This window comes from Actinomyces sp. HMSC075C01, from assembly GCF_001812965.1.
GTDB lineage: Bacteria > Actinomycetota > Actinomycetes > Actinomycetales > Actinomycetaceae > Actinomyces > Actinomyces acetigenes.
In genome coordinates, this window is the sequence record NZ_KV810960.1 from 15,385 (window position 1) to 28,412 (window position 13,028).

13 protein-coding genes are annotated in these 13,028 nt (G+C 71.5%); 6 read left to right on the forward strand and 7 right to left on the reverse strand.

The genetic code is table 11. The features are described from left to right. Nucleotides 1-78 precede the first annotated feature (78 nt). Nucleotides 79-1,413 (reverse strand): molybdopterin molybdotransferase MoeA, encoded by a 1,335-nt coding sequence (gene glp, locus HMPREF2883_RS02460; RefSeq protein WP_081381228.1) that lies wholly within the window; start codon nt 1,411-1,413, stop codon nt 79-81. A gap of 178 nt (nt 1,414-1,591) precedes the next feature. On the opposite strand from glp, the gene HMPREF2883_RS02465 reads away from it, so the two are divergent. Continuing rightward, nucleotides 1,592-2,059, forward strand: coding sequence for a molybdenum cofactor biosynthesis protein MoaE (locus HMPREF2883_RS02465; protein WP_248406438.1), 468 nt, complete (start codon nt 1,592-1,594; stop codon nt 2,057-2,059). Nucleotides 2,060-2,161: 102 nt separating this feature from the next. Here HMPREF2883_RS02465 and HMPREF2883_RS02470 read toward each other — a convergent pair whose 3' ends face one another. The 3 genes from HMPREF2883_RS02470 to HMPREF2883_RS02480 form a co-directional block, all read right to left on the reverse strand. Beyond that, nucleotides 2,162-2,470, reverse strand: a complete 309-nt coding sequence (locus HMPREF2883_RS02470) for a MoaD/ThiS family protein (RefSeq protein ID WP_176747124.1) — start codon at nt 2,468-2,470, stop codon at nt 2,162-2,164. A 23-nt stretch (nt 2,471-2,493) separates the two neighbouring features. Further along, complete coding sequence (moaA, locus tag HMPREF2883_RS02475) at nt 2,494-3,684, reverse strand: GTP 3',8-cyclase MoaA (RefSeq protein WP_070658829.1); 1,191 nt, start codon at nt 3,682-3,684, stop codon at nt 2,494-2,496. A 127-nt stretch (nt 3,685-3,811) separates the two neighbouring features. Beyond that, complete coding sequence (locus HMPREF2883_RS02480; protein ID WP_003785642.1) at nt 3,812-4,108, reverse strand: DUF2249 domain-containing protein; 297 nt, start codon at nt 4,106-4,108, stop codon at nt 3,812-3,814. A gap of 207 nt (nt 4,109-4,315) precedes the next feature. On the opposite strand from HMPREF2883_RS02480, the gene HMPREF2883_RS02485 reads away from it, so the two are divergent. The 3 genes from HMPREF2883_RS02485 to HMPREF2883_RS02495 are packed head-to-tail and all read left to right on the forward strand — an operon-like array spanning nt 4,316 to nt 8,570. Then, the gene (locus HMPREF2883_RS02485; RefSeq protein ID WP_070658830.1) at nt 4,316-5,497 is read left to right on the forward strand and encodes a hypothetical protein; all 1,182 of its coding nucleotides are present in this window, start codon (nt 4,316-4,318) and stop codon (nt 5,495-5,497) included. After that, entirely contained in the window at nt 5,494-6,888 is a 1,395-nt protein-coding gene (locus tag HMPREF2883_RS02490) for a hypothetical protein (RefSeq protein WP_070658831.1), read from the forward strand. The genes HMPREF2883_RS02485 and HMPREF2883_RS02490 overlap by 4 nt, the downstream gene beginning before the upstream one ends. Beyond that, nucleotides 6,885-8,570: a multicopper oxidase domain-containing protein gene (locus tag HMPREF2883_RS02495; RefSeq protein ID WP_070658832.1), complete on the forward strand. Its 1,686-nt coding sequence runs from the start codon at nt 6,885-6,887 to the stop codon at nt 8,568-8,570. Before HMPREF2883_RS02490 ends, HMPREF2883_RS02495 begins: the two co-directional genes overlap by 4 nt. Nucleotides 8,571-8,707: 137 nt before the next feature. On the opposite strand, the gene HMPREF2883_RS02500 is transcribed toward HMPREF2883_RS02495, so the two are convergent. The 3 genes from HMPREF2883_RS02500 to aroA all read right to left on the reverse strand — a co-directional run bounded on the left by HMPREF2883_RS02500 (nt 8,708) and on the right by aroA (nt 12,214). After that, the gene (locus HMPREF2883_RS02500) at nt 8,708-9,439 is read right to left on the reverse strand and encodes a helix-turn-helix transcriptional regulator (RefSeq protein ID WP_070658833.1); all 732 of its coding nucleotides are present in this window, start codon (nt 9,437-9,439) and stop codon (nt 8,708-8,710) included. A gap of 259 nt (nt 9,440-9,698) precedes the next feature. Further along, on the reverse strand, nt 9,699-10,820 hold the full coding sequence (locus tag HMPREF2883_RS02505) for a ribosome small subunit-dependent GTPase A (protein WP_070658840.1): 1,122 nt from the start codon (nt 10,818-10,820) through the stop codon (nt 9,699-9,701). Further along, complete coding sequence (gene aroA, locus HMPREF2883_RS02510; RefSeq protein WP_070658834.1) at nt 10,820-12,214, reverse strand: 3-phosphoshikimate 1-carboxyvinyltransferase; 1,395 nt, start codon at nt 12,212-12,214, stop codon at nt 10,820-10,822. The genes HMPREF2883_RS02505 and aroA overlap by 1 nt, the downstream gene beginning before the upstream one ends. A gap of 68 nt (nt 12,215-12,282) precedes the next feature. Here aroA and HMPREF2883_RS14595 point away from each other — a divergent pair, with 68 nt between their 5' ends. Further along, complete coding sequence (locus tag HMPREF2883_RS14595; protein ID WP_141759004.1) at nt 12,283-12,501, forward strand: hypothetical protein; 219 nt, start codon at nt 12,283-12,285, stop codon at nt 12,499-12,501. After that, nucleotides 12,491-12,865 (forward strand): hypothetical protein, encoded by a 375-nt coding sequence (locus tag HMPREF2883_RS14600; RefSeq protein WP_141759005.1) that lies wholly within the window; start codon nt 12,491-12,493, stop codon nt 12,863-12,865. Before HMPREF2883_RS14595 ends, HMPREF2883_RS14600 begins: the two co-directional genes overlap by 11 nt. Nucleotides 12,866-13,028 lie beyond the last annotated feature (163 nt).

Consider the following 13,028-nt stretch of genomic DNA (forward strand, 5'->3'; position numbering starts at 1 on the left):
TTCAATGGTGCGTGGGATCGCGCCCCGTGGACGCGGTCCGGGATTCTCGCAGGCGGACTTGAGGGCGGCCGGCGGGCTCTACGAGGCGGACAGCGGGATGAGGGGCAGCTCGTCGCCGACCTCGACCGCCTCGACCTCGGCGGCCACCACCGCCAGGGCCTGCGCAGCGGGCAGCGAGGCCACCAGGTGCGAGCCGGAGCCCAGCCGGTGGGTGGGCGTCACCCAGGGCAGGCCCGCACCGTCGCCGAGGCCGGAACTGACGTCGGAGCCGGTGGGGGCCTCAGTGAAACGCACCGGCACGTGCTGGCGCCGCCCCGGCGGGGTCCGCCAACCCACTGCCGCACGCGCCGTCAGGCTCGGCCGCCCCGGGAGCGACTCGGCGCCGCCCGCCGCATCCTGCCCGGCCAGACGGGCCAGCGCCGGGGCCACGATCGTGGTGAAGGACACCAGGACGCTCACCGGGTTGCCCGGCAGGCAGATGATCGGCACCCGCCGGCCGTCGTCGGCGAGCACCCAGCCGTGCCCCTGGGGCTTGCCCGGCTGCATGGCCACCTTGACGAAGTCCAGGTGCACCGGGGCCTCCTCGCCCCGCTGCGCCTGAGCCAGCATCGTTAGAGGATCGAAGGCCCCCGCGGACACGCCCCCGGAGGTGACGATGAGGTCGGCGCCGGCCGCGTCCTGCTGCAGGACCTCAGCCAGGGCCTCGGCCGTGTCGCCGCTGCGGGCCACGCTCGTGCACACGGCCCCGTGCTCGGCGACCAGCCCGGCGAGCAGCAGGGAGTTGGAGTCGGGAATCGTCCCGGGCTCCAGCGCCTGGCCGGCGTCACGCAGCTCGGCCCCGGTGGACACCACCGCCACGCGCACCTGCGGCCGCACCAGCACCGAGCCGAGCCCCACGGAGGCCAGGGCGGAGATGGCCGCCGCCGACAGCCTCGTCCCCGCCGCCATGACCGGATCACCCACGGCCACGTCCTCCCCGGCGCGGCGCACGCTGAGGCCCGGGGTCGCTGCCGCGCGGATCTCGACGCGCTCGGGAATCGGGTGCGGGCCGGGAGCCTGGTCGGTGTCCTCCACCTTGACCACGGCGTCCGCGCCCTCAGGCAGCATCGCCCCAGTCATGATCCGCTGGGCGGTTCCCTCCGCGAGGGGCCGCGGTGCGGCGCCGGCCGGAACGTCCCCGCTCACCGGCAGAACCACGGGCGTGAGCGGGCAGGCGCCGGTCGTGTCCTTCGCGCGCACCGCGTAGCCGTCCATCGCCGAGTTCGTCCACGGCGGCACCGAGACGGCGGCGGTCACGTCCTCGGCCAGCACCCGGCGGTGCGCCCGCCCCAGCTCCAGGCGACCGTCCTCCAGGGGTGAGAGGGTCTCCAGCACCTGGGAGACGTAGTCCTCCAGCGGAATCATCTGCGCCATAGCGGTCCTTCCTTTGGCGGGTACCCTGCGGGCTGCGACTTCAGGGCGGGCGGTCGTGGGGCCGGTGCCCGAACGTCCGGGGCCTATCATGCCCGTTCAGCCGGTGAAGCCCACATGGGTATGCTCGCGGCCGACCATCCGATCACGCCCAGCCCGCCGCCCCGATCGAGGAGACCCCGTGACGCCCAGCCCCGACCAGCCCAGCCGGCCGCTCCCGGCTCCCACGGCCCGCGTGGTCCGTGCCGAGGTCACCGAGTCACCCATCAGCGTCACCGAACTCGCCGACGCCGTCCAGGACGCCGCCGCCGGCGCCGTCGTCACTTTCGAGGGCGTGGTCCGCAACCACGACGCCGAGCGCGCCGTCACCGGCATCGGCTACTCCTGCCACCCCACGGCCGGCCAAGTCGTCGAGCAGATCGCCCAGGACGTGGCTCAGCAGGGGCGGGTGCGGGCCCTGGGCGTCGTCCACCGCGTCGGCGACCTGAGCGTCGGGGAGGCAGCGCTCGCGGTCGCCGTCAGCTCCGACCACCGCGCCGAGGCCTTCGCCGTGTGCAGCCAGATCGTCGAGGAGGTCAAGGAGCGCCTGCCCGTGTGGAAGCGCCAGACCTTCACCGACGGCTCGAGCCAGTGGAGCAACATCGCCTGATCTCCCCTCCTTCTCACCGAGCCGGGCATTTCTCGCGTAGCCGGGCGGAAAAACGGTTGGGCTACGCGAAAAATGCCCGGCTCGATGCGGGAGCGGCGAGACTCACCCGCCGGCGAAGGGCGGGAGCACGTCGACGGCGTCGCCGTCGGCCAGGGGCGTGAGCGAGTCCGCCGGGGTGGAGACCGAGTTGACCAGGAAGCTGCAGATCGGTATGACCCGCGCCATCTCCAGGCCCCGCCCCGACAACTGCTCGCGCAGACCCGCCAGCGTCGTGCCGACGGGCAGGTCCAGGCGCTCCTCGGGGCGGCCTGCGGCCTCGGCGGCCGCGGCGAAGTAGCGCAGGGTCACAGAGATCTGCGCCTGACCCGCGTGCGCGCCCGCCTGGGGGGACATCTCAGGGGAGGGACTCATCATGGGGCTCCTTAGAACTCGGGTCAGCCGCCGATGGCCGACATGGTGCGCTGCGGGCGGGCGAAGCCGTCGCTCTCGGTCTGGGGACTGTCCGAGCCGTGCGCGCGGGGCTTGCCCCAGGTGGCGCTGGCCCAGATGCGGATGAGCTCGTCGTCGTTGGCCCCGGCGCGCATGGGGCCGCGCAGGTCGGTCTCGGTGCTGGAGAACAGGCAGGTCATGAGGCGCCCGTCGGCTGTGACGCGGGTACGGTCGCAGTCCGAGCAGAAGGGGGCGGTGACCGAGGCGATGACACCCACCGTCCCGGCCGGATGGTCCTGGCCCGCCGCGCTTCCGGCGGCGACGCGCCACAGCGCCGCTGGACGACGGTCCGGGCGGCCCACCTCGGTGAGGATGAATCCGGCCTCCCGCAGCACCCCCAGGATCTGATCGACGCCGACGACGTCGTGGCTGCTCCAGGTCTCGCGGGGGCCCAGCGGCATGTGCTCGATGAACCGCAGCTGCCAGCCGCGGCGCAGGCACTCGGCCAGGAGTCGCGGTGCCCGCTCCTCCACGGTGGCGGGCACGGCCACGGCATTGACCTTGATGGGGGCCAGGTCGGCCTCCTGGGCGCCGGCGATCCCGGTCAGGACGTCGGCGAGCCGGTCTCGGCGAGTGATGGCGGCGTAGTCCCGCGGGTCCAGGGAGTCGATGGAGACGTTGACGCGGTCCAGGCCCGCCGCTCGCAGCCCGGCGGCCCGCTTCTCCAGGCCCAGCCCGTTCGTGGTCAGGGCGATGTCCGGCTTGAGTCCGCTCGACGTCCGCAGCGCGGACAGCGCCCCGACGATCTCCTCCAGGTCGCGCCGCAGCAGCGGCTCGCCCCCGGTCAATCGGATGCGCTCGACTCCCAGGCGCTCGACGGCGATGCGCCCCAGGCGGGTGAGCTCGGCGGTGGTCAGCAGATCCGGGGTGGGCAGCCACTGCAGTCCCTGCGCGGGCATGCAGTAGGTGCAGCGCAGGTTGCAGCGGTCCGTGATGGACAGGCGCAGGTCGCGCACGGTGCGCCCGTAGCGGTCGACCAGCTGCTGGGGGACGCCGTCGGCGGCCGGGGCCGACGTGCCGGGACGTTCAGACAGGTCGGGTAGCACCGGCCGGGTCGTCGGCATGGGCAGGTCCGCGGAGGTCCCACGGCTCCTGCTCGGGCCGACGACCGCGGCATCGAGCGGTGCTGGCGTCATGCGTTGAGCATATCGGGAGCGCGCCGGTGGCATGGAGTCGGGCCCACTGAGGTCCCGAGCCCGTGGCTGGAGCCAAGGGCTTGGACCCGCGGGCGCCTCCCACCGACCGGCCGCGCTGAGGCGCGGATCAGGCGGTGCGCAGGATCTCGACGCGCGCGAAGCCCTCGGACTGCTCCAGCAGCGTGTGCTGGAAGGTGAAGGGCAGCTGGTCGATCTGGGCCAGCAGCGGGGTGGGCACGTGCGGGGCCACCAGGTCGAAGCCCTCACCGGGGTTCAGGGAGGAGGCGGCTCCGATGACCGCGGCGTGGCGCAGGCGGTGCGGGATGGCACGCGCGTCCAGGGTGAGGCGCTCGTCGCTGTGCTCGTGGCAGCCGCAGCTGGACTTCTTCTCGGTGACGGGCAGCAGCTCGGGGCTCTCGCTCATAGGGTTCTCCTTCGGAGTGTTTCGTACTGGTGAGCGTGACCTTACTACCACTGCAGGGCTCGCAGGAACGACCGTCCGCCTCCGCAGGCCCGGTCGACGCTCGGCAAACCTACCGAAACTTCATAAACGACGCGGAGCCGTGTCGTCTATGAAGTTTTTGTCGATGTGAGTGCGGGCGTTTGCGGCGCCGTTGGATACGGTTGGGCCGTGGAGACGGACCGACTCAGCCGGGCGCTGACCAGCCGGGTGGCGCCGCGCCTGGTGGCCCTGGCCCTGGGCGCCGCCTGCATCCTCATGGGACTCAACGCCGCCCTCCTGCGCCTCAACCTGCCGGCCCCCGTCGGCGGGGCCGAGCTGGCGGCTCTCCACGGCCCCCTCATGCTCGTCGGCTTCCTGGGGACCGTTATCGCCCTGGAGCGGGCGGTCGCCGCCCGTGCCCCCTGGGCCTTCCTCGCCCCACTGGGCAGTGCCGTGGGATGCCTGGCCCTCCTGGCTGGTGCCCCCGACGTCGTCGGCCGGGGACTCATGACCGGCGCTGCTGGCATCCTGTGCGCCATCTACCTGCGGGTTCACCGGCGCGCCCCCAGCGCCGCCGTCGACGTCGAGGCCATGGGCGCGGCAGCCCTCCTGCTGGGGGACGTCTTGTGGCTGGATGGCCGCGGCATGGAGGATGTCGTCCCGCTATGGCTGCTCTTCCCCGCGCTCACCATCATCGGTGAGCGCCTGGAGCTGGCCCGTATCGCCTTCCTCGACGAGATGGTGGAGACCGTTGTCGAGGCGCTGTCCGGTGCGGCGGTCCTGGGCGCCTGCCTGATGCTCATCGCACCGGGCTCCCACCTGGTGGTCGGCCCGGCTCTGCTGGGGCTGGCCGTTGTCACGGCCTACTACGACGTCGCCCGACGCACGGTCCGCCTGCGCGGCGGGGTGCGTTTCATGGCGGCCTCCATGCTCGCCGGCTACGTGTGGCTCGCCCTCGCCGGGGCGGTCTGGTCGCTGTGGGGCCTGCAGGGGCTGAACGGGGCCGCCTACGAGATCGTCATCCACTGCATCACGGTGGGCTTCGCCTTCTCCATGATCCTGGCCCATGCGCCGGTCATCATCCCCGCGGTCGTCCACCGCGCCCTGCCCTACCACCGACTCATGTGGCTGCCCTACGTTCTGCTGCACGCCGGCCTGGTGGTGCGCGTCGCGGGTCTGCTGGCGCAGGCCTCCGCGGCCTGGAAGGTCGGCGGCGCCGTGGGAGTGGCGGCGATCCTCGTCTTTATGGTCCTCACCCTGGGGCGTGTCCTGACCTCCGGCAGCATCCGCAAACCGGTGAGGGCAAGACGGCCGGCTGCGGCTGCTGCACCCGGGTCGACGACGTCGCCGGCGACAGGGAGCCGCACATGAGCCTGTCCATCGGTTCTCCCGGTTCCGGGCCCGCCCCCCGCCCCGGCTCGCTTCCCGGCCCCGGACGAGCGAGTGGCCCAGGCCGCCCCGCCAAGAAGCCCTCCCGGCGCACCACCCAGGTGCGTCGCAACGCCCTGGTCGTGGCCTGGCTGCTCATCGCCGCGGTCCTGGCGGCCCTGACCATCGTGGGCCCGCTGGTCTCCTGGGGCACCTGGCTGCCTCTGCACGCCCTGCTCCTGGGCGGGATCGGCAGCGCCATCACCATCTGGTCCGCCCACTTCGCCGACACCCTCCTGCACCGCCCGGCCCTGGGCGGCGCCGCCCTGCTGGACGCGCGCCTCTACGCCCACAGCCTCGGCACCGCCGTCGTGCTCACCGGCATCACCATGGGCCAGCAGGTGGTCGCGCTCATCGGGGCGGCCGTCGTCATGGCCCAGGCCGTCGCCGGCGTCGTGGCCATCACTGTGCAGTATCGGAGGGCCATCGCCCCGCGCTTAGCGTCCCTGGCCCTCCACTACGCCGTCGCCCTGGTCCTGCTGGCCACCGGTGCGCTCCTGGGCTTCCTCATCTCCTGGTCCAACGCCCACGGGCGCTCCGCCCTGGCCGACGGCTTCTACCTGGCCCACACGACCACCATGCTGCTGGGCTTCGTGGGCACCACGGTCCTGGGCACGCTCACGGTCCTGTGGCCCACGATGCTGCGCACTCCCATGGAGCCGGTCGCACCGCGCTGGACCACCCGCGGCCTGCCCTACCTCGTGGGCGGCACCGCGCTGGTGGCCGCCTGCGGGCTGTGGCCGCCCCTGGCGGGCCTGGGCACCCTGGTCTACCTCGGCGGCGCCTGCGCAGTCCTCGTGCCCGCCTACCGCACCGCCCGCCGGGTCCCGCCGACCTCCTTCGCCACGGCCTCCGCCATGGCCTCGGTGGCCTGGTTCATCGGCTGCGTCGCCGTCCTGGGGGCCCGCATGGCGCTGGCCGACGACGCCGCCGCTGCCCGCCAGGTTATCCACTCCCTGCGCCTGCCCTTGGCGGCGGGCTTCGCCCTGCAGATCCTCGTGGCGGCCCTGAGCTACCTCACCCCGGTGATGCTCGGTGGCGGCCCCGCGGCCACCCGGGCCACCAACGCGATCATGGACCGCTTCGCCGCCTACCGGGTTACCGCCGCCAACGCCTGCCTCCTGCTGGCGCTCAGCCCGGGGGCGCCCTGGCAGGTGCGCGTCGTCGCCGGCGCCCTGGCCGCGCTGGTGACCTCCTACCTGCTGGTGGGCATGATCCTCAGCCTGTGCAGGCTCTCCCAGCGCAAGCGCACCCCGCGCACCCCGGCCGACGCCGCCCCCACCTCCGACCCCGCGGGCCACCGGTCCGCCCAGCCCCGAAGGGGAACCCGATGACGAAGACGCCCGACGCGCAGGCACCATCCCCCGACGAGGCCGCCGCCTCCGAGGCTGCCGGCTCTGAGAACGCCCCTTCTCAGGACACTGCCGTCCAGGACCCCGCGAACAGCGGCGCCGGCGGCACTGCTCAGACACCCGGCGACACTGCTGCCGGGCGCGCCGCGGCGGGTGCCGACAAGCCCGAGGGCGCCCACCGCCGAGCCGTGACGGCCGGTACGGCCCCCGCCATCGACCGCAGCCGCCGCCCCCTGCCTGGCGGGGCCGGCCGGGCGGCGGGAGGTGGGACTGCCGCATCACCCTCGGGCGGCCTGCTCCAGTCCGCCGACCGCCGCGGCATCCTCATGGGACTGCTCACCGCCGGAGCGGCCGTCGTCGTCGGAAGCGTCATCGGCAACCGCGGCCAGGGCGGAACCACCCAGGACGTCGCGGCCACCGGCAACACCGTCAACGCCATCATCAAGGTGCAGGGCATGCGGTTCGTGCCCGACACGGTCGACGTCACCCCCGGTGACCGGCTCGTCATCACCCTGGACAACACCGCCGACCAGGTCCACGACCTCGTCCTGGCCACCGGCCAGACCACCGGGCGCATCGCCGCCGGCGCCAAGGGCAGGCTCGAGGTCGATGTCGTCCCCGGGCCGATTGAGGGCTGGTGCTCCATCGCCGGCCACCGCGCCCAGGGCATGGTCTTCCACGTCACTGCCGGCGGGGCAGTCGCCGGTGCCCACCAGCACGGCAGCGGTCAGAGCAAGCAGGCCGGCTCCGGCAAGGACGCGGTTCCCGACTACTCGGCCCGTCTGCCCACCGACTTCAAGGCCTTCGACGCCGCCCTGCCGCCCGCCCCCACCAGCCCCGACGGCGGCCCCATGACCCACCGGCACACCTTCACCGTCAAGGAGCAGGTCATGCAGGTCGGCGCCGGTGTCACCCAGCGGCGCATGACCTTCAACGGGCAGGTCCCCGGCCCCGTCCTGCGCGGCAAGGTGGGGGACACCTTCGAGATCACCCTGGTCAACGACGGCACGATGAGCCACTCCCTGGACTTCCACGCCGGGATCACCCCGCCCGATCAGGCGATGCGCTCGATCAACCCCGGGGAGTCCCTCGTCTACACCTTCAAGGCCCAGCACTCGGGGATCTGGCTCTACCACTGCTCCACCTCGCCGATGAGCCTGCACCTGGCCTCTGGCATGCACGGGGCTGTCATCATCGATCCGCCGGGGCTGGCGGCCGTGGACCGCGAGTACGTCATCGTCGCCTCCGAGGTCTACCTCGGTCCCGAGGGCGGCGAGCCCAACACGGACAAGATCGCCGCCAAGACCCCCGACCTCATGACCTTCAACGGGGTGGCCTTCCAGTACCGCCAGCAGCCTCTCAAGGCTAAGGTCGGCGAGCGCGTGCGCTTCTGGGTCATGGCCGCCGGGCCCTCCCTGCCGACGTCCTTCCACACCGTCGGCCTGCAGTTCGACCAGGTCTTCTTCGAGGGGGCCTGGACCCTCGGCGGCCCGAGCCGGATCGGGGCCGCCTGGTCCGGCGGTTCCCAGGCCCTCGGTCTGCAGCCGGCCCAGGGCGGATTCGTGGAGTGCGTCGCCTCCGAGCCGGGCCACTACGTGTTCGTGACGCACTCCTTCGCCGACATGGAGAAGGGTGCTCACGGCGTCCTGGAGGTCAGCGCCTGAGCCGTGGGCGCCTCAGGCCACGGCTTGGAGTGCCCCCGAACGCCGCTTCGGCCCCGGGGAACTGTGCCCGGGGCCGAAGCCTAGCGATATCAGAAGTGGTGGACGGGTGGACTGGTGGTGTGGTCGAGGTCGGGCGCTCAGGCGACGTCGGCGTGGACGATCTTGAGGTCCGGCTCCTCGTGGACGGGCTGAGCCGAGTTGATCTGGCAGCCGTCAGGCCCGTTGGGCAGGAACTTGAGGCGCTCGTAGGCGGCCGGGTCGGGGCCGACGACGGCCCGGAGGAAACCCTCGTGCATGGTGCACACCAGGTCGCGCGGCTGGTGGTTGCGGGTGATGAGCGGGCAGGAGCGCAGGACGACGGTGTCTCCGGAGACCTCCGGGGCGAAGCCCATGACCGCGAGGTAGGGGATGAGGGCGGTGACCCGGTCCACCTGCTCGCCGTCGACCGTCGGCTCGGCAACGGTGCCGGGGGTCAGCTCGGCCCAGCGGCGACCGATCTCCAGAGCGGTGGCGTGGGCATCCTCACCCTCGCCCAGGGTGTCGGCGATCGCATCGAGCAGCAGCAGGTAGGCGTCGACCATCTGCTGGGGGTCGGGGGCCGTTGAGGCGTAGCGCAGGGCTGGGCGGCCCCGCTTGCCCGTCGGCTTGGTGGACACCGTGACGAAACCGGCGTCAACCAGGGCGTCGAGGTGCTCACGGACGGTGTTGTGGTGCAGGTTGAGTGCGCTGGCGACCTGGACGGCCGTCATCGCGTCGTTAGAAGCCTCCACGACCTCCAGGACGCGCCGGCGCGCCGCAGAGAGGTTAGCGCGTGCGGACAGGTCGCCCAGAGCGGGACGTGGAAGCGAAGGGGTCGGACGGTTGTGCATGTCCTGAGACTAACGCGCTTTCGCTTGTGGGAACCGTCAAAATCGGTGTGTAGTTGAATCCTGCAACGGCTGCGTGATGTGAGTTTTGGCACATAACATCCAATAGCGGCTCCGGTGAAACGTGAAAAAACTCAGTATTGACGCCGTTTCTGGTGGGTCATCGCCTTGTACCAGGGCAAACGGCTCTCGGGGTTAAGGGGCGCGCTGTCGACGAAACTGTGACGTGCCCGGAAGGGCTCCGCACGCCGCCGGGAGTGTTTCAGGGCCGGGTGGGGTCCTCGGCCTCCAGTGAGGGGGCCAGCAGCCGGCGGAAGGACTCCACCCTCGCGCGCCGCTCCTCGCGGGCAGCCGAGGCTCCCGAGGCGTCCGGCCCGTCCGCCGTGCTCGCCCACTCATCCAGGGCGCAGTCGACGACGCCGTCCTCATGGGTGCAGCCCCGCGGACAGTCCTCGGCCACGCGGGCCAGGTCCGGGAAGCCCCGCAGGACGTCGGCGCTGCCGACGTGGGAAACCCCGAAAGAACGCACGCCGGGGGTGTCGATGACCCAGCCGCCCCCGGGCAGCTCGAGGGCCTGAAGACTGGTGGAGGTGTGGCGGCCCCGGCCGGTGACCTCGTTGACGTGCCCGGTGGCGCGGTCGGCCCCGGGCACGAGCGCGTTGATGAGCGTGGACTTGCCGACCCCGGAGTGGCCCACGAGGACTGAGACGGCCCCGTCGAGCACCTGGCGGACCGCCTCGACGCCGTCGTCGGGCCGCTCGCCGCCGGTCTGGGAGGGGTCGTCGGTGCCGGGGGTGCGGGAGCTCAGTCGCGTGGCCAGGCAGCGCACGCCCAGGGGGCTGTAGAGGCTCGCCAACGGGGCGGCGTCGGCCAGGTCGGTCTTGGTGAGCACGATGAGCGGCTCCATACCGGCGTCGTAGGCGGCCACGAGGTAGCGGTCGATCATGCGCGGGCGCGGCTCGGGGTCGGCCACGGCGGTGACGATGACGAGTTTGCCGGCGTTGGCGACGATCGCCCTCTCGGTGCCGGCGGCGTCCCCGTCCTCGGCACTGCGGCGCAGCAGGGTGGTGCGCTCCTCGATGCGGACCATGCGCGCCAGGGTGCCTTTGCGGCCGCTGGTGTCCCCGACGACGGCAACCCGGTCTCCGACGACGACCTTGCCCCGACCCAGCTCGCGGGCCTTCATGGCGGTGATGTTGCCGCTGGAGTCCTCGGTGAGACTTGGGTCGTCCAGGCGGATCCGGTAGTGGCCGCGGTCGATGCGGGTGACCATGCCCAGGGCCGCGTCGGCGTGGCTGGGGCGCTGTTTGGTGCGCGGGCGCGAGCCCCGGCCGGGGCGGACCCTCACGCGCGGGTCGTCGGTGCCGATGTCGCGGCGGGCCATCAGGCGCCGTCTCCCGGTGTCGCCGGCTCGCGGTGCGATGCGGTGGCGAGCATGGCGGCCCACAGGTCCGTGAAGCCGGGCAGCGTCTTGGAGGTGCACTCGACGTCGTCCAGGCTCACACCCTCCACGCTCAGGCCGATGATGGCGGCGAAGGTCGCCATCCGGTGGTCGGCGTAGGAGCGCAGGGCGGCGCCGTGCAGCGGTGCGGGGCGAATGATGAGCCCGTCAGTGGTTTCCTCGGCGTCCCCGCCCAGGAGGCGGATCTGGGTGGCCAGGGCCGCCAGGCGGTCGGTCTCGTGCCCGCGCAGGTGCGCGATGCCGGTGAGGGCGCTGGTGTGGCCCTGGGCTCCGGCAAGCGCTGCCAGGGCCGCCACTGTGGGGGCCAGCTCGCCGACGTCGGACAAGTCCGCGTGGATCCCGGTCAACCGGCCGGTGCCGCGGGCCGTGAGGGTCCCGTCGGTGAGTGTCACCTCCCCGCCCAGGTGGGGGAGGAGATCACGCCAGGCGTCGCCGGCCTGGGTCGTGGCCGCCGGCCAGTGGAGGACACTCACCCGGCCGCCGGCCACGAGGGCGGCCGCCAGGAAGGGGCCGGCGTTGGACAGGTCCGGCTCGATAGCCACCTGCCCTCCGAGCGGGCGGCCGGGGTGGACCCGCCAGGTGCGCTCGCCGTCACCTGCCCCGGGGGCGGGCTCGTCGACGGCGATGCCCCGCTCGCGCAGCGTCGCCACCGTCATGGCCACGTGCGTCAGCGAGGGCACCGGCCCGGTGGGGGTGAGCTCCAAACCGCTGGGCAGGATGGCGCCCAGGAGCAGGAGGGCGGAGACGAACTGGGAGGAGGCCGAGCCGTCGACCGCCACCCGGGCGCCCTCGGCTCGCAGGAGGGCGCCGTCGCCGGGGCCGACTCGGAAGGGCAGGAAGCCGGGCTCACCGAGGTGGGTGACCTCGGCGCCCAGGTCGGCCAGTGCGTCGAGCAGAGGCGCCATGGGGCGGCGCCGGGCGGCCTCGTCCCCGTCGAAGACGACCGGGGCGTCGGCCAGTGCAGCCAGGGCGGGAACGAAGCGCATGACGGTCCCGGCCAGGCCGACGTCGATGCGTCCGAGGCCGTCGGGTCCGGCCTGCACGTGCAGCGGCAGGGGAGCCGGCGTGACGCGCAGGCGCGTGCCGGTCTCGTCGAGGTTCTCGAAGCGGGCACCGAGCACGCTCAGGGCGGCGAGCATGAGCTCGGTGTCGCGCGAGCGCAGAAGCCCGGTGAGCGTGGTCGGTGCGTCAGCGAGCGCGGCCAGCAACAGGGCCCGCGCGCTCAGCGACTTCGACCCCGGCAGCTCCACGACGGCCTCCAGCGCTCCCGTCGCCACCGGCGCCCGCCAGGATGCGGACTTGGAGAATGAATCCATACCCTCAGTATGCCAGAAGGGCGTAGTATGCCAGTGTTCCGTGAAAAAGACTCGAAGGGGTGTCTTGCGTGTCGCTCGAAGATGAAGTCTCCAGGAAGTTGAACTGCATGCGGGAGAAGGAGGAGAAAGACCTTCAAGCCGAAGCAGATAGAAATGCTGCGGAAGCAAAAAGAAGGGAGGAGTTGAGTGGTTCGTTAAGGGAGTTTGCTTCCTATCTCAAGAAAATCGAATTTCTCGATCTTCCTCTTTATATATTGAAAGGAAGGAGAGGGGGGGGTGCTTATTGAGGAGTACTCATACTATGGATGTGCAGGTAATGGCTGGGCGTTTACTCTGGATAGGTATGATGAGGAGTACGATTTGTTCACGTGTGATCAGTTCTTATCTGTGGAAGGGGAGGTGTTTCAGGGGGCGGGGTTGGGCTTGTCGGCATTCAACTTCTGTTTGCCCTCCAAAGATCTCCGGAGAACAGGATTGCCTAATTCCATGCATCTCACCGGCAGGACGAGTCAGATGGTTGAGTCTCCTCTAAGGGATGTAGAGACTCTTCTGGAGAGGGGGAGTGACATTATTGCAAAAATAATTCACTCGCGACCTGGCATGCCTCCTGGGTGTGAGCCGGGAGTTCTTGGTTATTTGGGGAGTTACTGAAGCGTTCTTGATGAGCTCTCTCAGGGGTGTTTTGAGATTCCTGGAGGTTTATTTGTGGCGCCGGGTGGAAGGTTGTTGCGTATCTCGAAGGTTCGAGCTGGAGGGCCGAGGTGCGAATGCGGAAGTGGGACAAGAGGGTTCGGCGGGCTCGAATCGTCAGGAA

Bases quoted from the DNA above. Each gene is read 5' to 3' on its own strand.
- moaA (WP_070658829.1), bottom strand. From the start codon at position 3,684: ATGACGCCAGCACCGCTCGATGCCGCGGTCGTCGGCCCGAGCAGGAGC.
- HMPREF2883_RS02505 (WP_070658840.1), bottom strand. From the start codon at position 10,820: ATGGCCCGCCGCGACATCGGCACCGACGACCCGCGCGTGAGGGTCCGC.
- aroA (WP_070658834.1), bottom strand. From the start codon at position 12,214: ATGGATTCATTCTCCAAGTCCGCATCCTGGCGGGCGCCGGTGGCGACG.
- glp (WP_081381228.1), bottom strand. From the start codon at position 1,413: ATGGCGCAGATGATTCCGCTGGAGGACTACGTCTCCCAGGTGCTGGAG.
- HMPREF2883_RS02495 (WP_070658832.1), top strand. From the start codon at position 6,885: ATGACGAAGACGCCCGACGCGCAGGCACCATCCCCCGACGAGGCCGCC.
- HMPREF2883_RS02480 (WP_003785642.1), bottom strand. From the start codon at position 4,108: ATGAGCGAGAGCCCCGAGCTGCTGCCCGTCACCGAGAAGAAGTCCAGC.
- HMPREF2883_RS02490 (WP_070658831.1), top strand. From the start codon at position 5,494: ATGAGCCTGTCCATCGGTTCTCCCGGTTCCGGGCCCGCCCCCCGCCCC.
- HMPREF2883_RS02500 (WP_070658833.1), bottom strand. From the start codon at position 9,439: ATGCACAACCGTCCGACCCCTTCGCTTCCACGTCCCGCTCTGGGCGAC.
- HMPREF2883_RS02470 (WP_176747124.1), bottom strand. From the start codon at position 2,470: ATGAGTCCCTCCCCTGAGATGTCCCCCCAGGCGGGCGCGCACGCGGGT.